Annotated in this window: 13 protein-coding genes; 5 read left to right on the forward strand and 8 right to left on the reverse strand. The window is 35.5% G+C overall.

Annotated features, from left to right (window positions below):
- Window positions 1–47 precede the first annotated feature (47 nt).
- Complete coding sequence (locus ICJ83_RS02545) at window positions 48–1,310, forward strand: NAD(P)/FAD-dependent oxidoreductase (RefSeq protein ID WP_188228781.1); 1,263 nt, start codon at window positions 48–50, stop codon at window positions 1,308–1,310.
- Window positions 1,311–1,317: 7 nt separating this feature from the next.
- On the opposite strand, the gene ypfJ is transcribed toward ICJ83_RS02545, so the two are convergent.
- The 4 genes from ypfJ to ICJ83_RS02565 form a co-directional block, all read right to left on the reverse strand.
- The gene (gene ypfJ, locus ICJ83_RS02550) at window positions 1,318–2,211 is read right to left on the reverse strand and encodes a KPN_02809 family neutral zinc metallopeptidase (protein ID WP_188228782.1); all 894 of its coding nucleotides are present in this window, start codon (window positions 2,209–2,211) and stop codon (window positions 1,318–1,320) included.
- A 133-nt stretch (window positions 2,212–2,344) separates the two neighbouring features.
- A complete protein-coding gene (locus ICJ83_RS02555) occupies window positions 2,345–3,385 on the reverse strand; it encodes an NADP(H)-dependent aldo-keto reductase (protein WP_188228783.1) in 1,041 nt (346 codons plus the stop codon).
- 113 nt (window positions 3,386–3,498) lie between these two features.
- Complete coding sequence (locus ICJ83_RS02560; protein WP_188228784.1) at window positions 3,499–4,458, reverse strand: OmpA family protein; 960 nt, start codon at window positions 4,456–4,458, stop codon at window positions 3,499–3,501.
- A 30-nt stretch (window positions 4,459–4,488) separates the two neighbouring features.
- Window positions 4,489–5,250, reverse strand: coding sequence for an exodeoxyribonuclease III (locus ICJ83_RS02565; RefSeq protein WP_188228785.1), 762 nt, complete (start codon window positions 5,248–5,250; stop codon window positions 4,489–4,491).
- Window positions 5,251–5,431: 181 nt separating this feature from the next.
- On the opposite strand from ICJ83_RS02565, the gene ICJ83_RS02570 reads away from it, so the two are divergent.
- From ICJ83_RS02570 to ICJ83_RS02585, 4 genes are all read left to right on the forward strand, one after another.
- Window positions 5,432–8,866 (forward strand): hypothetical protein, encoded by a 3,435-nt coding sequence (locus ICJ83_RS02570; RefSeq protein ID WP_188228786.1) that lies wholly within the window; start codon window positions 5,432–5,434, stop codon window positions 8,864–8,866.
- 51 nt (window positions 8,867–8,917) lie between these two features.
- Window positions 8,918–9,310: a hypothetical protein gene (locus tag ICJ83_RS02575; protein WP_188228787.1), complete on the forward strand. Its 393-nt coding sequence runs from the start codon at window positions 8,918–8,920 to the stop codon at window positions 9,308–9,310.
- An 82-nt stretch (window positions 9,311–9,392) separates the two neighbouring features.
- On the forward strand, window positions 9,393–13,709 hold the full coding sequence (locus tag ICJ83_RS02580) for a CusA/CzcA family heavy metal efflux RND transporter (RefSeq protein ID WP_188228788.1): 4,317 nt from the start codon (window positions 9,393–9,395) through the stop codon (window positions 13,707–13,709).
- Between the two features lie 10 nt (window positions 13,710–13,719).
- Window positions 13,720–14,871, forward strand: a complete 1,152-nt coding sequence (locus ICJ83_RS02585) for an efflux RND transporter periplasmic adaptor subunit (RefSeq protein WP_188228789.1) — start codon at window positions 13,720–13,722, stop codon at window positions 14,869–14,871.
- 14 nt (window positions 14,872–14,885) lie between these two features.
- On the opposite strand, the gene ICJ83_RS02590 is transcribed toward ICJ83_RS02585, so the two are convergent.
- Genes ICJ83_RS02590 through ICJ83_RS02605 form a run of 4 tightly spaced genes read right to left on the reverse strand, consistent with a single transcriptional unit; the run spans window position 14,886 to window position 19,348 of the window.
- On the reverse strand, window positions 14,886–15,848 hold the full coding sequence (locus ICJ83_RS02590; protein ID WP_223154571.1) for a M28 family peptidase: 963 nt from the start codon (window positions 15,846–15,848) through the stop codon (window positions 14,886–14,888).
- Between the two features lie 40 nt (window positions 15,849–15,888).
- Window positions 15,889–16,629: a succinate dehydrogenase/fumarate reductase iron-sulfur subunit gene (locus tag ICJ83_RS02595; protein ID WP_188228790.1), complete on the reverse strand. Its 741-nt coding sequence runs from the start codon at window positions 16,627–16,629 to the stop codon at window positions 15,889–15,891.
- A gap of 10 nt (window positions 16,630–16,639) precedes the next feature.
- Window positions 16,640–18,652, reverse strand: coding sequence for a fumarate reductase/succinate dehydrogenase flavoprotein subunit (locus tag ICJ83_RS02600; protein ID WP_188228791.1), 2,013 nt, complete (start codon window positions 18,650–18,652; stop codon window positions 16,640–16,642).
- A gap of 12 nt (window positions 18,653–18,664) precedes the next feature.
- Window positions 18,665–19,348, reverse strand: a complete 684-nt coding sequence (locus ICJ83_RS02605) for a succinate dehydrogenase cytochrome b subunit (RefSeq protein ID WP_188228792.1) — start codon at window positions 19,346–19,348, stop codon at window positions 18,665–18,667.
- Between the last annotated feature and the right edge of the window lie 74 nt (window positions 19,349–19,422).

The following is a 19,422-nucleotide window of genomic DNA, read 5'->3' on the forward strand; positions in this document are numbered from 1 at the left end:
ACGAATTAACTCCCCCTTTCTCTTAGAATATTTTAAAAAATCTAAAAATGAAAAACCATTATCAGCTGTTAATTATTGGAGGCGGCACGGCGGGCATCATGACCGCAGCCCAAGCTTTAAAACGAAATTCTAAACTAAGTGTTGGTCTTATAGAACCTTCGGAAAAACATTATTATCAACCAGCATGGACTCTTGTTGGCGCTGGCACTTACGACTACAATAAAACCGTTAGGGAAGAAAAGAAATTTATACCCAAGGGTACAGACTGGATTAAAGATTATGCCGTAGGATTTAAGCCTAAGCAAAATACAGTTACAACAAAATCCAGTGGAGATATTAGTTACGATATACTAGTTATCGCACCAGGCTTAATTATGGACACTTCTTTAATTGAAGGATTAACAGAATCTTTAGACAAAGGTGTTGTTTGTAGCAATTATACCAACCCTGAACACACATGGAATGTGCTCAAAAATTTTAAAGGAGGTAATGCCGTTTTTACGCAACCGACCACACCAATTAAATGTGGAGGAGCCCCGCAGAAAGCTGCGTATTTATCGGCCGATTATATAAGAAAAAATGGACTCTCAAATAAATCTAATGTAGTTTTTGCCACGCCTGGGTCGGTAATTTTTGGTGTAAAACCTATTGCTAAAACTTTATTAGAAGTTATTAAGCGTTATGATATTCATTTCAAACCATTTTATGCTCCTATAAAAATTGACGGCGATAATCGTATTATTACATTTAAAAATATAGCACCAGACTCCAATTCATTTGCTTCTAATGAGGGCAGCCCTTTAAATGAAAAAGTTAAAGAAAATGCTACCATTGAAATGCCTTTTGAAATGCTTCATCTGGCTCCACCACAAACCGCTCCTAAATTCATTAAAGAAAGTGAACTCGCGAATGAAGCTGGATGGCTTGATGTAGATCACGGCACATTGCAACACAATACTTTTACTAATATATTTGGATTAGGTGATGTTGCTGGGTTACCAACAGCTAAAACAGGAGCTGCTATCCGAAAACAAGTACCGATTGTTGTAGAAAATATTTCACGCCTTTTAGATAGTCAAGTAATTGGAGACAATAAATACAACGGTTACTCCTCATGCCCTTTGGTTACAGGATATGGAAAAATGGTATTAGCGGAATTCGATTACAACAGCAATTTTATTCCTGACCCCAAACTCAAATTAATGCTTATCTCGAATTCCGATAAAGAATCCTGGCGTTTATGGATTCTAAAAAAATACATACTTCCGTATCTGTACTGGAATAAAATGCTTAAAGGCAAGGAGGTTTAAATACTAACTATAAATTGTTAGTACTAAAAGTATCGCCCTGAGCCAAATCGCCTGTATCAAAACCTTTTTTAAACCAACGCATTCGCTGTGCAGAAGTGCCATGAGTAAAAGAATCTGGAACCACGCGTCCTGTTGAATTCTTTTGTAAGCGGTCGTCGCCAATAGCATTTGCTGCGTTTAAAGCTTCCTCTAAATCTCCGGATTCCATCATTTTGGTCATTTCCTGCGAGTGGTGTGCCCATACGCCGGCTAAAAAATCGGCTTGCAGCTCTAAACGTACCGAATACTTATTATATTCGGTTTCGCTTAATTGACTTCGAAGACGGTTCATTTTATCGGTAATTCCCATAATTTTTTGAATATGGTGCCCCACCTCATGGGCAATTACATAGGCTTGGGCAAAATCTCCGGGAGCATTTAAACGACGTTCCATATCATCAAAAAAACTTAAATCGATATATAGTTTTTCATCACCCGGACAATAAAAAGGCCCTGTTGCGCTAGATGCATTACCGCAGGCAGAAGACACAGAACCTGTAAAAAGAACTAAGGTCGGCTCTCTGTAATTATCCAATAATTCATTCCAAACGTCTTCGGTATTAGCCAAAATGGTTGCACTGAATTGAGCCAATTCCTCGTCTTCTGCACTCGGTTGATATGGCGCAGAAGATTCCATTGGCATACCTCCACCAAAAAGCTGCCCTATGAGACTTAATGGGTTTTTTCCCATTAAAAATGAAATGACTAAAAAACCTCCGACTATAAAAAGTCCGACTTTCGAAAATAACAGTTTAATAAGAGGGCCTATTAACAAAGGATTAAATCCTCTACCTCCTCCGGAACTCCCCTGTCCTCTTCGGTCATCAACATTAGAACTTTTTCTTCTTCCTTGCCATTTCATACTTATAGTATTTAATTATATATGTAATAGGAATAGCAATTTACATATATTTCCTATAATTCAATTTAATGAGGAGGCAGATATTTTCAAAATCAAGTTCCTTTTAACGAAACCTAATGACTTTTAACTAGAACTATACTGAAGGATTTGGAATAATTTCATGAACCTTATTAATTTCATCTAATACTTCAGTACTTAAATTTAGATTTACAGAATCGATGTTTTCCTTTAATTGTTCCATTGTCGTAGCTCCAATAATATTACTTGTTACAAACGGTTGCTGATTTACAAACGCCAAACTCATTTGTGCTAAAGTCATATTATTATTTTCAGCAATTTTTAAATATTGCTTTGTAGCCTCAGTACATTGCTCACTACTGTAACGTGCAAACCTTGGAAATAATTTTAATCGGGCATTGTCTGCTGCTGTTCCTTTTATGTATTTACCCGAAAGTACACCAAATGCCATTGGCGAGTATGCTAGCAAACCTATTTGCTCCCGCATGGAAATCTCTGCCAAATCCCCTTCGTAGGTTCGATTAAGTAACGAATAAGCGTTTTGAATGGTTCTCATTCGTGGTAGGCTATGAGTTTTAGATTCTTCGAGAAATCGCATGGTTCCCCAGGCTTTTTCATTTGAGATTCCGATATGTCTTACTTTTCCTGCTTTAATTTGTTCCTCCATTTTATGGAGTACTTCGTTAAAATTATCGTTCCATTCATCATCAGGATTATGAACATAATCGCGTTTACCAAAGGTATTTGTTTCACGCTCTGGCCAATGAATTTGATAAATATCGATATAATCGGTTTGCAAACGTTTTAATTCGGCATCTACAGCTTCCGCAATAGATTCACTTTGCAATCCAGATGTTCTTATATGCGCTGTATAATCACTTGGTCTTCCAACTATTTTACTAGCTAAAATAACCTTGTCACGATTCCCTGTTTTTTTAAACCACGACCCAATAATTCTACTCGTTTCTCCCTGACTTTCTGGACTTGCGGGAACAGGATACATCTCGGCAGTATCGAAAAAATTAACGCCCTGTTCCAAAGCATAATCCATTTGAGCATGACCTTCGGCCTCGGTATTTTGATTACCCCAGGTCATGGTGCCCAGACAAATTTTACTAACTTTTATATCGGTTTTTGGTATGGTTGTATATTTCATGACTTATATGTTTCTTGAAGAATTAAGTGTTAAAGATAAAAAACCTTTCAATTTTAGATTAACTGAAAGGTTTAAAAGGATGTTAATATTTTACGATTTAATTTGGTACCGTTCTACTCTTCGTTTAAAAGCTTAGTTAACTCATCTAATTTCGGTGTTAAAATGACCTCTATCCTGCGATTTTTGGCACGCCCTTCTGGTGTTTCATTACTTGCTACTGGAGCAAATTCTCCACGACCTGCTGCGGTTAAATTATCAGGGTAAATATCGTCGTTTTCTTCTAAAATATTTACAATGGCTGTTGCACGTTTTGTGGATAAATCCCAGTTATCTATCAGTGGTCCATTCCCTGAATAAGGCACATTATCGGTATGTCCTTCAATTAAAACGGCTATATCTGGGTTTTGCCCTAGTACACTGCCTAATTGCTGTACAGCACGGCGTCCTTCGGCACCTACAGCCCAGCTTCCTGAATTGAATAAAAGTTTATTTTCCATAGACACATATACCTTGCCTTCGCGCTGTTCTACGGTTAAACCTTTACCTTCAAAATCGGTTAATGCTTTCGAAATGGTTTCTTTTAAAATGGTCATTGCTTCTTCTTTTTCAGCAATAAGTCGTTCCAATTCTACCACGCGCTCCGAACGTTCTTCCAACTCTGTTCTTAATTTTGCCAAACGCGCTATTTCGGCATTTAAGGCTTGCTCCTTGGCATCGAGCTCGGCTAATAATTCACGGTTTTTTTGAGAATTTTCGGCAATGGCTTTAGAACTGTTTTGCTCTAAGGCTTTGTATGAAGCCTGTAAGTTTTCTAAATTGGCCTGTGCTGCATTATAATCACTTTGTAAACGATCGCGCTGCTCGGTTGCACTAGCATACGAATCTTTTAACTTTTTAAGTTCATTTTGACAAATAGTTTTGTCGTCGAGAAGTGTTTCGTTGTCTAAAAGTAGTTTACGGTTTTCCTTTTTTAAACTGTCGTATTTTTTTTCTAAATCCTTATACACCTGAGGTGATACACACGACACTAAAAACGACAAGCTTAGTGTGGCTAAAACAAATTTTTTAATCATGTTACAATTCTCTTTGGGTTTTGTTTGTTGTTATTCGATTTCAACTAAAATAGGACAATGATCGCTATGAACGGCCTCTTTTAGTATAACGGCTCTTTTTATTTTTTCTTGTAATGGTTTTGCTACCATGGCATAATCCAATCGCCAACCCTTATTATTTGCTCTGGCATTAGCACGATAACTCCACCATGTATAATTATCGGGTTCTTTATTTAAATACCTATACGAATCGATAAAGCCGCTATCAATAAAACCTCCAATCCATTCGCGCTCTGCTGGCAAGAATCCCGATACTTTGCTTAATCCTTTAGGGTTATGAATATCAATTTCTTCATGACAAATATTATAATCTCCACAAATGATTAAATTAGGAATCTCCTTTTTTAAGGTATTGATATAGTCTTGAAACATATCCATATACTCAAATTTATGATCTAATCGCGCATCATTTGTTCCTGAAGGCAAATACAAGCTCATTACCGAAAGACCATCGAAATCGGCTCTTAAGTTTCTACCTTCGGCATCCATGGAATCAATTCCCGTGCCATACTCGACATGATTCGGTTCAATTTTACTTAAAATAGCAACACCGCTATAGCCTTTTTTTTGTGCGCTAAACCAATAATGGTATTTATAGCCTAGGTCTTCAAAAAGCGAAACATCCAATTGCTCCTTTAAAGCTTTAATTTCCTGTAGACAAATAACGTCGGGATTCGCCCCTTTTAACCAGTCTAAGAAACCTTTATTAATTGCTGCTCGAATACCGTTTACGTTATAGGATATTATTTTCATTTTTTTATTTAAAGTTTTACAAACCACTTATTTGCATCTAAATATGGTGATAATAAAGCTAATAAGTGCATCTAATTTCTGCTAAATTAAATAATGCGTTACTTTTACACTACATTTTTGCAGTTCATTTAACAAAAACTATTTACAAAATATTTTAAACGTTTTACGGTTTAAGTATCAAATGAAATTTACAGTTTTCCTTTTTTTGTTTTTTATTAGTTTTTGGGTTGTGGCTCAAGAACAAACCTCTAATTACCGACAAAAGACGGTTGCTGTAAGCGATACTATTGCAATTGATTCGGTGAGTATTAATTCTAATTATTTTTCAATTAATACCTTAAACAATACCGTAATTGACTCTACATATTATACGGTGGATTTTAGCAAAGCGATGTTGTATTTCAAAAAAAGTATAGCACACGATTCGATTGTTATAAATTATCTAAACTTTCCCGAATTTTTAACTAAAACCTATAAGCAATTAGATGAATCCATTATTGTTGATAACACGAATAATGTGCAAACGCTTTATCAACTAAAGCAACCCAATACTTCCAATAACTACACGCCTTTCGATGGCTTAACAACCTCGGGGAGTATATCCAGAGGCGTAACGGTTGGCAATAACCAAAATTCGGTACTTAATAGCGAATTGGATTTACAGATATCAGGAAAACTAAATGAAAAAATAACACTTCGTGCCTCCATACAGGATGCCAATATTCCGTTACAAGAAAGTGGCTACAGTCAGCGCCTAGATGAATTTGATCAGATTTTTATTGAATTGTTTAGTGACACCTGGAATGTACGTGCCGGTGATATCGACTTAGAAAATAATAACTCATATTTTGCTAACTTTTCAAAACGAGTACAAGGTTTATTAGTGCGGGCAAACTTAGGCGAAGAAAACAAAAAAACGAATCTATTCGCATCGGGAGCTTTGGTTCGCGGACAGTTTACCAGAAGTCAATTTACAGCTCAGGAAGGGAACCAAGGCCCTTATAAATTACAGGGGCAAAATGGAGAATTATTTGTACTAATCGTATCCGGAAGTGAAACCGTTTATGTAAACGGAAGCCCCTTAAAACGCGGAGAAAAAGAAGACTACATTATAGATTATAACGCTGGCGAAATCATTTTTAACTCTACTTATCCGATAACTTCAGAAATGCGTATTACTGTCGATTATCAATACAGCGAACGTAATTATTCACGCTTAGTCGCTTATGGAGGCGGACGTTTTGAAAGCAAAAAACTAAAAATCGGTGTTTCGGTCTATTCTGAAAACGATGCTAAAAATCAGCCTTTACAACAAAACCTTTCAGAAGAACAGGTACAAATTTTATCGCAGGCTGGCGATAACCGAAACGCTATGGTTGCTCCATCGGAAATACAGGAAAGCTATAATGAAAACCGTATTTTGTATAAAAAAGAATTCATTAACGGGGTTGAAGCTTTTGTATTCTCAAATAATCCCGACGACCAATTATACCGTGTAACATTTTCGCAAGTCGGCCCAAACCAGGGTAATTATATCCTGAGCAACTCTAACGCTATAAGTAATATTTACGAATACATAGAACCTCAACTTGGTGTTCCTCAGGGAAATTATGCGCCTGTTGTTCAATTAATAGCACCGACTAAACTACAAATAGCAGTAGTGAATGGTAGCTTCACACCTACTGAAAAAACTCATATGGCTTTTGAATTAGCAGTCAGCAAGAAAGATTTAAATCTATTTTCAAATCTGGACGACAACAATAATGATGGCATTGCAGGAAAACTAAAAATTACCCAAAACATTATAAAAACAGATAGCCTATGGAATATAAATGTGTTTGCAGATGGCGATTTCATTCAAAAAAACTTTAATACAATTCAACGTTTGTACAACGCCGAATTTAATCGCGATTGGAACTTAGGCTCTTTAAATGGTCAACCTGTTCTTAGCGATTATAATAATCAGAATTTATTGAGTACCGGAATAAACACCTACCACCCCGAAAAAGGAAACCTTAGTTATAAGTTTGAACATTTGGGTTACAACGGCTTTTTTAATGGTAACCGGCATTTAATTAACACCGATTTATTGCTAGGAAAATTAAGTATATATTCCAATTCCAGTTATTTAGACGCAAATTCTACACAGAATGCCTCCACATTTTTAAGGTCGTTTAATCGCATAACTTACAACATGAGAAAAAGTTGGTTAGGCACTAAATTAGCCATTGAAGATAATGAGCAACGTAACATTACAACCGACTCACTAACGCCCTTAAGTCAGAAATTTAAATCCTACGAACTTTTTTTCGGTGTGGGCGATAGCACAAAGATTTTTACAGAAATAGGCTTTAAACACCGAATAAATGATAGTATTAGAAATAATGAAATTCAAAAAGTAAACACATCTAATACCATATATTTAGACACCCGTTTAGTACAAAATAAAAATACCACGCTTGCTTTATATGCTAATTACCGCACCTTAAAAAACATAGACCTCAACATTTCCGATGAAAACTCTATAAACTCAAGACTACAATTCAGTCAAAAACTATTTAAACAACTCATTCATTGGAACACTCTTTTTGAAACTAATTCTGGAACTTTACCTCAGCAAGATTTTACGTATGTAGAAGTAGAACCTGGACAAGGAAGTTATACGTGGATAGACTACAACGGTAATGGCATTCAAGAACTTGAAGAATTTGAAATTGCTCAATTTCAGGATCAAGGAAAATACATTCGTGTTTTATTACCTAATCGGGTATATATCAAAACACATCAAAACCGCATAAGTCAGACATTAACCATTAACCCGGCACAATGGTCGCAAAGCGATAGCGGATTAAATAAATTATGGTCTCATTTTTATAATCAAACCAGCTATTTAATAGACCGAAAGTTAAAACGCGAAGGTCATGGCTTTAATTTAAATCCATTTGAAACTAATGAAAGTAATCAACTTGGGCTTCAACTTAATTTTAGAAATATTTTATTCTTTAATCGCGGTAAACAACGTTACACCACATCGTATACGTTTTTATCAAACCGATCTCGAAATCTACTTTCTACCGGATTTATCGAAAATGCCCTTAAAAGCCATCAATTAAATTTTAATCATAAAATTGTTGAAAGCTGGCTTATTAATTTACAATCTGACTTTGAAAATAATGAAAGTTTAAGTGAAAATTTTCTCAGTAAAAATTACAATTTTAACGAAACAAGATTAAGTCCAAAAATATCGTATTTATTTAACGACAACTCAAGGTTTGATATCTACTACCAATATGCAAATAAGGAGAATACAATTGGAAATTTTGAAGCCTTAAAGCAATCGAAATACGGTACATCTTTCACATTTGCTAACACAAATAAAAGCTCAATTATTGGAGAATTCAATTACTTTTCAAACGCTTTTAATGGTAACGCAAACACGCCTGTAGCATATCAGATGCTGGAGGGTTTACAACCTGGTAAAAACTTCACATGGAGTTTATTGGCTCAAAAAAAGTTAACAACATTTTTAGACTTAAACCTGAGTTATTATGGCCGAAAAACAGAAACCAGCAACGTTATTCATACTGGCACGATACAACTAAAAGCCTACTTTTAAACTGAAATTAACACCTTTTACTTATATTTTTTTGTAGTATTGTAATTAATTATGAGTAGGTTAACCGTCATATTATTTTCATTTTTGATTCTTTTACAGAGTATCGATATCAATTTTAATGACCTATTAAAATTCGATGCACTAATAGAACATGCCCAATACCATAAGCAAGTTCATGGCGATAATTTTTTTCAATTCATAGCAGAGCATTATGGCAATACTGCTGCCAATCACGACGATAAACCTGACGAGCATAAAAAATTACCTTTTAAAGAGCATCATCATGTGTTATGCCATTTAAACTCGCCACTAATACTCACACAACAGTTTTCATATAACATCAAAAACACCGAGGTTATTGAAAGCCCGGTTAATTTCTTCTATAAAGAATCGGTTTCTATATTCGAAAAACCTTCAGTTTTTCAACCGCCAAAATTTGCTTAGTTTTTTCTCGATTTTTTCTTAACTATTTTAAAATTTAAATGTTTTAAAATAGCCTCATTAATTATTTTGATTAAAGCAAATTATGTTAGAAAACATTATAAAATTTAGCTTAAAAAATAAGCTAATCGTTATACTTTTTACCGTATTTATATTCGGTTTTGGTCTGTTCTCATTAACCCAAATTTCTATTGGAGCAGTGCCCGACATTACTAATAATCAGGTGCAGGTTATAACCACAACACGCAACTTATCTACTCAAGATGTTGAACAATTTATTACATACCCTATAGAACTGGAAATGGCCAATTTACCTGGTGTTGAAGAAATACGGTCGGTTTCAAAATTTGGTTTATCGGTAGTTACAATTGTATTCAATGACGCTATGGGTACTTATTTGCCGCGCCAGTTAATTGCCGAGAAAATAAAATCGGCATCCGAAAAAATACCAAAAGGCTTTGGATCACCAGAAATGGGACCCATTACAACTGGTTTGGGCGAAATACATCAATATATTTTGGATGTAAAACCAGAGTTTAAAGACAAATACAGTACAACCGATTTAAGAACCATACAAGATTGGATTGTAAAACGCCAGCTTTCCGGTATTCCCGGTGTTGTAGAAATTAACACCTGGGGGGGTTACTTAAAACAATATGAAGTAGCCATAAATCCAGAAAAGTTAAAAGCTATGAATATTAGCTACCTCGATATTTTTAATGCCTTAGAAAAAAACAATAGTATTTCGGGTGGTGGATATATTGAGAAAACTAACAAGGCTTACTTTATTAGAGGTGAAGGTTTAATTAATTCCATTGCCGATATCGAAAATATTGTTGTAAAAAACGTTGGTGTTCCCATTTATATAAAAAACATTGCCCAGGTAAATTATGGTAGTGCTACACGATTTGGAGCTATAACCGGAAATGGTGAAGGCGAAAAAGTTCTGGGGCAGGTGATGATGCTAAAAGGAGGCAATTCAAAACAAGTTATTGAAGCGGTAAAAGAGCGTATAGCTTCAATACAAACTACACTTCCTGAAGGCGTATACATTAATGAATTTTTAGAACGTAGTGAACTTATAGGCAAAACCACTTTTACCATTGCCGAAAACTTAATTTTAGGTTCACTCATCGTCATATTTGTAGTGGTACTACTATTAGGTAATCTTCGTTCCGGACTAGTAGTCGCATCCGTTATTCCTTTGTGCTTATTATTTGCTATTTCGCTAATGAATATTTTCGGAATCGATGCCAATTTAATGAGTTTAGGCGCCATAGATTTCGGTATTATTATAGATGGTGCGGTTATTATTGTTGAATTTATAGCATTCCAAATTACAAGTCAACGAACGGAATTACAAGCTTTAACAAAAGGCGATCAGCAACAGCACATTGATAAAATAACTCACAAAAGTGCATCCAAAATGATGAATTCTGCAATTTTTGGACAACTCATTATTCTCATTGTTTTTATACCAATACTTTCATTATCTGGTGTAGAAGGCAAAATGTTTAAGCCCATGGCCTTGACCTTTAGTTTTGCTTTAATTGGTGCCATGCTCCTCTGCTTGACTTATGTTCCTGTAATTTCCTCTATATTTTTAAAACCCGTGAAACACAGCAACAACAACCTATCTATAAAATTAATGAACGCTTTAAATAAAGCATATAAACCTGCCATACACTGGGCTTTAAGAAGCAAGAAGGTAGTTGTTGGGTTTTCAGCAGGTTTATTAGCTTTTAGCATCTGGATTTTTACTACCATGGGAGGCGAATTTGTCCCAACGTTAGACGAAGGTGATTTTGCAATTCAACCTGTACTAAAAACAGGAACATCACTTTCAAAAACCATAGAAATAACAACCAAAATAGAAAAAATACTGTTAGATAATTTTCCTGAAATATCGCAGGTTGTAAGCCGAATTGGTGCAGCAGAAGTACCAACTGACCCCATGAGTATGGAACAAAGTGATGTGATTGTAAAACTAAAACCAAAAGACCAATGGGTAACGGCAGATAGTAAAGACGAGTTAGCCGACAAAATTAAAGACGCTTTAAAAATCATTCCCGGCATGGAAGTCGAGTTCACTCAACCTATTGAAATGCGTTTTAATGAGCTCATTACTGGAGTAAGGGCTGATGTCGCCGTTAAAATTTTTGGTGAAGACTTATCGATTTTAAGCAATAAAGCCAACCAAATTAAAACATTAATTCAGGATGTTGAAGGCGCTTCCGATATTGTTATTGAAAAAGTAGAGGGTCTTCCGCAAATGACCGTTAATTTTGACCGAAGAAAAATTGCACGTTACGGTTTAAACATTTCAGAAGTAAACGATATTATTACCATGGCCTTTGCCGGTACAACCGTTGGAAATATTTTTGAAGGGGAAAAGCGTTTCGACTTGGTTATCAGGTTAGATAAATACAAAAGAACAAATATTGATAACCTTCAAAATTTATATATCGACACTCCAACAGGGGCTAAAATTCCTTTAAGTGAATTAGCCGAAATTAAATACACTACAGGTCCTGCAAAAATATCAAGAGATAACACGCAACGCCGAATTGTTATTGGTATTAATGTTAGAAACCGCGATTTACAGTCGGTGGTCGATGATATTGAAAATATTATTAATACCAATATAACCCTTCCAACTGGCTATCGAATCACCTATGGCGGACAGTTTGAAAATTTACAAAGCGCTAAAAACCGATTGTTAATGGTTGTCCCTATAGCACTCATTCTTATATTTATCTTATTACATTTTGCGTTTGGATCGATAAAAGAAGCTGCTATGGTTTATTCCGCCATACCCTTGTCGGCCGTTGGCGGTATATTATTATTATGGCTTCGCGGAATGCCATTTAGCATATCGGCTGGTATTGGGTTTATAGCCTTATTCGGTATTGCTGTTTTAAATGGCATCGTACTAATAGAGCACTTTAAAGAATTAAAGGAACAAGGTATAAAGGATATTGAAGAACGAATAAAACGAGGAACAAGAGAACGTTTACGACCTGTATTACTTACAGCTTCGGCAGCCGCTTTAGGCTTTTTACCAATGGCCATTTCAACAAGTGCAGGTGCTGAAGTACAACGCCCGTTGGCTACTGTAGTTATTGGCGGACTTATTACCGCAACGGTTTTAACTTTAATCGTTTTACCTGTGCTTTATGCATGGTTTGAGGGGAAAACAAACTTTAAAATTAATAAGAAATCTGTCGCTTCAATTATTATTCTTTGTCTATGTTTTAAAATGAATGGACAAAATACTCCAATTACCTTAAACGAAACCATTAATCTAGCCGTTGAAAACAATGCCAGTTTAAAAGCTAGTGCTTTAAAAACCGAAGAAAGCAAATCATTAATTGGTAGTGCCTTTTATTTTGACAAAACACAGCTCTTTTACAGTTACGACGAAAACAATATGGCGATTAATGGTATACCATTAAAAGTATTTGGAGTCAGTCAGGAATTTAAATTTCCCACCTTGTATTTTGCCGATAAAAAAGTTTACAAAGCAAAAAGTAAACTCCAAAACACACAATACAATATTAAGTTAGAAACCCTTAAACGCGATGTTTCTTTAGCTTATTATCAATTGAGTTATGCCAAAAATAAAGCCGAGTCTTATCGATTTTTAGATAGTTTGTATCGAAATTTTTCCAAAGCGGCACAACGCCGATTTGAATTAGGTGAAACCAATTATTTAGAAACATTAAGTGCCAAATCGAAACAAAAGCAATTAGAAACAAAATACAGACAATCACTACTCGAAGTTAATGCCGCAAGAGAACAACTAAAAGCATTTGTTCAGGTAGATACTCTTCCTGAAACTTATAGTAAAATTGATAAACTGGAACTTCAAACAATTTCTGTAGATGACAATGTTGGTTTGGGGTATTACGACCATTATAAGGATTACTATAAAGCTTTAAACCAACAGGAAAAACAGCACCTCCTACCAGATTTAAGTGTTGAATATTTTCAGGGGTCAAACGGAACGTTAAACGACAACTTAATAGGTTATCAATTTGGTATTAAAATTCCTTTACTCTTTAGCGGCAATGCTTCTAAAATAAAAGCTACTAAACTCGCTAGCGAATCTGTAATAGCCGAACAAGAAAATTATAAGATAAAGCTTAAATCGGAACACCAAAGACTACTTTCTGAACTTGAACAATATAATCAAACCATAAATTACTTTGAAAATGAGGGTAAAATGCTCTCCATAGAAATCATAAAAACAGCGAATCGAAATTTTAAAGAAGGCGAAATAGATTTCTTTCAGTATATACAAAGTATAGAAACGGCTACCGAAATTCAATTAGATTATCTCGATAACCTGAATCATTACAACCAAACTGTAATTGCCATTAATCACCTTATAATCAAATAAAACATCGACCATGAAATATATTTATATAATTATTACACTACTTACAGTTATAGCTTGTAAAAATGAAGAACAAGCTCATAGCCATGAAAACGAAAATGATGTACATAAAGATGCGCATATAACCGTAACACAAGATCAGTTTCAATCTGAAGAGATGGCACTAGGCGCGATAGAACCTCAAACTTTTAATAAAGGAATTATCACCAGTGGTATTATTGATGTACCACCGCATAACAAAGCAACGATTAGCAGTTTTATGGGAGGTTACATAACAAAAACACCATTATTGATTGGTGATCAGGTGAAAAAAGGACAACTATTGGTTAGTTTGGAAAATCCTGAATTTGTAGAGTTACAACAACACTATTTAGAAATTGCAGAACAATTAAAATACCTGAAATCTGAATTTGATAGACAACAAATCCTTTTCGAAGAACAAATTACATCGCAAAAAAAATTCTTAAAAGCAGAAAGTGATTATAAACGTAGCCTAGCCGAATACAACGGATTACGAAAAAAGTTAAAAATGCTTAATATAAATCCGGTATTGGTAGAAAAAGGTCAAATAACATCTACCGTAAACTTATATTCTCCCATAGAAGGTCATGTCACTAAAGTTAATGTGAGTAATGGCATTTATGTTGCTCCTTCCGATATGATTATGGAAATTATAGATACCGAACATATTCATTTAGAATTAGCTGTTTTTGAAAAAGATATTTTGAATGTGAATAAAGGGCAAAAAATAACCTTTAAAATTCCTGAAGCTTCAAGCAAAACCTTTGAAGCCGAGGTACATTTGGTAGGCACAACGGTAGATCCTAAGAATAGAATTATTACAGTTCATGGTCATATTTTAAATGAAGAAGAAACTAATTTTATTGTCGGTATGTTTGTGGAAGCTCAGATTATAAGTGATTCCGTAAACAAACCTGCCCTCCCAAATGAAGCCATTATTGAATATGAAAATGCCAATTACGTACTTTACGTTAAGGAAAAAACCAATACTAATTACACCTTTGAAAAAGTAAAAGTAACTGTTGGTTTACAGAACGAATCTTATTCGGAAATTCTTAATCCTTCAGATTTAAATGGAAAAACTATTCTAAGCAAAGGCGGCTATATGTTATTAGCTGACGAAGGTGGTGGTCATTCCCATTAATTAGCATGATGCTGTTAAAGCGATAATTCATCAATCTTTTGAAATACCAACATTATCGCTTTCACAGCTTCTGTATAAAACTCTGGCTGAATGTTTTGAAAATCATCGGTTGGCTCATGGTAGTCCAGATGGTCTTCAACGCCAAAATACAAAAATGGGATACCTTTTTTATAAAAAGGTGCGTGATCGGAAGCATAGGTCCAATCATCTTTCCAATCGCCTATGTCATGCCCCATAGACAATTTAAAATTATTGGTATGTTTAATTTGATTAATAATGGGCTTTAAATATGGAAAATGTCCTGAGCCAACAGCATAGAGTTCGTTTTTATCGCTGCGACTTATCATATCCATATTAATATTGAAAACCACTTTTTTCAATTTAAAACCTAAGCTATTTACAAAATATTTACTGCCTTGAAGTCCTAGTTCTTCACCATCGAAAGCAGCCAGTATAACCGAATAATTAGGCGGATATTTTTTAAAATATTCAGCGAAAGCGAATAACGCACTTACACCAGAGGCGTTATCATCGGCACCATTATAAATAGCACCATTTTTTATACCCACATGATCGTAGTGCGCACTTATAACAATAAATTTATCTGGAAATTTTGCTCCTTTGATATAGCCCAATACGTTAGAAGCTTCATAAAATTGATCGTTGTAAGTAAATGAAAACGGTTGGACATAGGATTTAAAAAATGCTTGAACCTGCCGCTTAGTAAATTCATTTATAACATATTTTCTAGCACGTTGCCCGCCACGTGTTCCTGTTTTTCTGCCTTCGAAAGCATCCGAAGATAAATTTTCCACATTCTTTAAAAGTGCTTCCTTTGAGAATACATCAAGCGGGATCGATTCATCGACTTGTCCAAAACTTAAAAAACAGAAACTACAGCTCGCAATAAGCAGCACAAACAACCTACTCATCATTTTATAATTACTCACTAAAGCTAACAAAAAAAACCCAAGCAAAAGCTTGGGTTTTTATATATAAGATAAAAGCCAGCAATTATTAAAACTGCGCTTTCATTAATTCTCGATTCATTCTGGCAATGTTTTCTAAAGAAATACCTTTAGGACATTCAATTTCACAAGCGCCAGTATTGGTACAGTTACCAAAACCTTCTAAATCCATTTGAGCTACCATGTTTCGAACACGATCGGCAGCCTCAACTTGTCCTTGTGGTAATAAGGCATATTGTGATACCTTAGCTCCAACAAACAACATGGCACTAGAGTTTTTACAAGTAGCCACACAAGCTCCACAACCAATACAAGTTGCTGCATCCATAGCCTCATCAGCTGCATGCTTTGAAATAGGAATGGCATTTGCATCTTGCGTATTACCAGAAGTATTTACCGAAATATAACCTCCGGCATGCTGAATACGATCGAAAGCTGTTCTATCTACCACTAAATCTTTAATTACAGGAAATGCAGCAGCTCTAAATGGCTCGATGGTAATCGTATCGCCATCTTTAAACATACGCATATGTAACTGACATGTAGTAACACCACGATCAGGGCCGTGAGCTTCTCCATTAATGTACATAGAACACATGCCACAAATTCCCTCGCGACAATCGTGATCGAAAGCCACAGGCTCTTCTCCAGAATTTACAAGTTGTTCGTTCAAAACATCCATCATTTCTAAAAAAGACATATGCTCTGAAATATCAGTAACTTTATAATCGACCATTTGACCCTTTGCATTTGAGTCTTTTTGTCTCCAAATTTTAAGTGTTAAATTCATAATGTCTATTTTATTTGTACGAACGTTGTTTCAGTTCAATATCTTTAAACTCTAATTCTTCTTTATGTAAAACGGCGTCTGCAGGTTCTCCCTTATATTCCCAGGCTGCAACGTAAGCATAATCCTTATCGTTACGTTTGGCCTCACCTTTTTGCTCACCATCTAACTCAACCGATTCTTCTCTAAAGTGACCACCACAAGACTCATTTCTGTTTAACGCATCCTTAGCGAATAACTCACCAAGCTCAAGGAAATCTGCAACACGACCTGCTTTTTCTAACTCAGGATTCATTTCGTTTGCGCTTCCTGGAACTTTTACATTTTTCCAGAAATCTTCACGTAAAGCTTTAATTTCGGCCATAGCCTCTTTTAAACCTTGTTCATTTCGAGACATACCGCATTTATCCCACATGATTTTACCTAATTTTTTATGGTAATAATCTACTGAGTGCTCTCCTTTATTATTTACGAAGAAATCAATTCTGTCTTTAACTTCTTTTTCAGCCTCATCAAACTCTTTAGTATCGGTTGGAATTTTTCCTGTTCTAATATCATTTGATAAGTAATCTCCAATAGTATACGGCAATACAAAATATCCATCTGCTAAACCTTGCATTAAAGCAGAAGCTCCTAAGCGGTTAGCGCCGTGATCTGAGAAGTTTGCTTCACCAATACAATACAAACCATCTACTGTAGTCATTAAGTTATAATCTACCCAAACACCACCCATAGTATAATGAGTTGCAGGATAAATCATCATAGGTGTTTTGTATGGATCTTCGTCAACGATTTTCTCATACATCTGGAATAAGTTTCCATACTTAGCCTCAACAACTTTCTTTCCTAAATCGTAGATTTTTTGAGCTGTTGGATTTTCAATATTATGAATTTTAGCCTGCTCTTTTCCGTAACGTTCTATCGCTGAAGCAAAATCTAAATATACCGCTTCACCAGTGGCATTAACACCGTAACCAGCATCACAACGTTCTTTAGCAGCACGAGATGCAACATCACGAGGCACCAAGTTACCGAACGCAGGATAACGACGCTCTAAATAATAATCTCGTTCGTCTTCGCTTAAATCGGTTGGTTTTTTACGACCTTCACGAATAGCGATAACATCTTCCATATTTTTAGGTACCCAAATACGCCCATCATTACGTAAAGACTCAGACATTAAAGTCAATTTAGACTGATAGTCTCCCGAACGCGGAATACAGGTTGGGTGAATTTGCGTATAACATGGATTTGCAAAATACGCTCCTTTTTTATGTATTTTCCAAGCCGCCGTTGCGTTAGAGCCCATGGCGTTTGTTGATAAGAAATATACATTTCCGTATCCACCTGAAGCAATTACAACAGCATGTGCTGAATGTCTTTCAATCTCTCCGGTTACTAGATTACGAGCAATAATTCCTCTGGCTTTACCATCAATTTTTACAACGTCTAACATTTCATGACGGTTGTACATGGTAATTTTTCCACGAGCAATTTGTCTGTTCATTGCCGAATATGCACCTAATAACAACTGCTGACCAGTTTGTCCTTTAGCGTAAAAGGTACGTGATACTAATACCCCACCAAACGAACGGTTATCTAGCAACCCTCCGTAATCACGTGCAAAAGGAACCCCTTGCGCCACACACTGGTCGATAATATTAGCAGACACCTCTGCTAAACGATAAACGTTAGCCTCGCGAGAACGATAATCACCTCCTTTAACCGTATCGTAAAACAAACGGTACGTAGAATCACCATCGCCTTGATAGTTTTTGGCAGCATTAATCCCCCCCTGTGCAGCAATAGAGTGCGCACGACGTGGAGAATCTTGGTAACAAAACGCTTTTACGTTATATCCAAGTTCTGCTAAAGTTGCTGCAGCAGAACCACCAGCTAATCCAGTACCAACCACAATAACATCGATATGACGTTTGTTAGCCGGATTAACCAAGTTAATTTTATTTTTATAATCTGTCCATTTATCTTTAATTGGACCCTTTGGTACTTTTGAATCTAATGCCATAATATCTTATGATTAATGGATATGATTAAAATGATGGTATAAAGCAATAACTATAAATCCAGCAGGGATTATAATAGCATAAGCTTTACCAATGTTTTGTAATGTTTCCTTTCTTCCTGCAGTAGCTCCCATAGACTGGAACGCCGATGTAAAACCGTGTAAAAGGTGCATCGCTAAAAACACAAATGCAACAGCATAAGCCGCTACTCTGGCTGGATTAACAAATTTCTCCTGTAACTCGTGGAAATACCTGTACCCTTCAATACCTTCATGTAAACCTGACATATCGCCTTGAATATATTTCGTATTGATTTCAGGAAACCAGAAATCAATAAAATGAAGAATAATAAAGGCTAAAATTACCAATCCACTCCAAATCATGTTTCTACTAACCCAAGATGAGTTTGCTGCTCCGTTATTTTTGGCATAAGCAACGCCACGGGCATTTTTATTTTTTATTTCCAGAACAAATCCCATGATGAAATGAAATACCACACCAAAGATTAATACCGGCTGCATCACAAATTGAATTAACCAATTAGTACCCATGAAGTGAGATACTTCATTAAAAAGATCTCCGCTAAAAACGGATAACAGGTTTATTGCAAAATGTTGTAATAAGAAAATCATTAGGAAAAAAGCCGATAATGCCATCGCTACTTTTCTTCCAATCGAAGATTTAAAAAATCCGCTCATTATTTTGAAGTTAATTTATATCTAATTGCAAATGTAATGAGCACACCTATTTTTCACAAACTTTAGTTCCTGTT

Origin of the sequence: Aestuariibaculum sediminum, assembly GCF_014596945.1 — a bacterium.
Taxonomy (GTDB): Bacteria; Bacteroidota; Bacteroidia; order Flavobacteriales; family Flavobacteriaceae; genus Aestuariibaculum; species Aestuariibaculum sediminum.

Excerpts from the sequence above, each read along its gene's own strand:
- ICJ83_RS02580 (WP_188228788.1), top strand. The coding sequence starts at position 9,393 with ATGTTAGAAAACATTATAAAATTTAGCTTAAAAAATAAGCTAATCGTT.
- ICJ83_RS02555 (WP_188228783.1), bottom strand. The coding sequence starts at position 3,385 with ATGAAATATACAACCATACCAAAAACCGATATAAAAGTTAGTAAAATT.
- ypfJ (WP_188228782.1), bottom strand. The coding sequence starts at position 2,211 with ATGAAATGGCAAGGAAGAAGAAAAAGTTCTAATGTTGATGACCGAAGA.
- ICJ83_RS02600 (WP_188228791.1), bottom strand. The coding sequence starts at position 18,652 with ATGGCATTAGATTCAAAAGTACCAAAGGGTCCAATTAAAGATAAATGG.
- ICJ83_RS02570 (WP_188228786.1), top strand. The coding sequence starts at position 5,432 with ATGAAATTTACAGTTTTCCTTTTTTTGTTTTTTATTAGTTTTTGGGTT.
- ICJ83_RS02565 (WP_188228785.1), bottom strand. The coding sequence starts at position 5,250 with ATGAAAATAATATCCTATAACGTAAACGGTATTCGAGCAGCAATTAAT.
- ICJ83_RS02585 (WP_188228789.1), top strand. The coding sequence starts at position 13,720 with ATGAAATATATTTATATAATTATTACACTACTTACAGTTATAGCTTGT.
- ICJ83_RS02575 (WP_188228787.1), top strand. The coding sequence starts at position 8,918 with ATGAGTAGGTTAACCGTCATATTATTTTCATTTTTGATTCTTTTACAG.
- ICJ83_RS02560 (WP_188228784.1), bottom strand. The coding sequence starts at position 4,458 with ATGATTAAAAAATTTGTTTTAGCCACACTAAGCTTGTCGTTTTTAGTG.
- ICJ83_RS02545 (WP_188228781.1), top strand. The coding sequence starts at position 48 with ATGAAAAACCATTATCAGCTGTTAATTATTGGAGGCGGCACGGCGGGC.
- ICJ83_RS02595 (WP_188228790.1), bottom strand. The coding sequence starts at position 16,629 with ATGAATTTAACACTTAAAATTTGGAGACAAAAAGACTCAAATGCAAAG.
- ICJ83_RS02605 (WP_188228792.1), bottom strand. The coding sequence starts at position 19,348 with ATGAGCGGATTTTTTAAATCTTCGATTGGAAGAAAAGTAGCGATGGCA.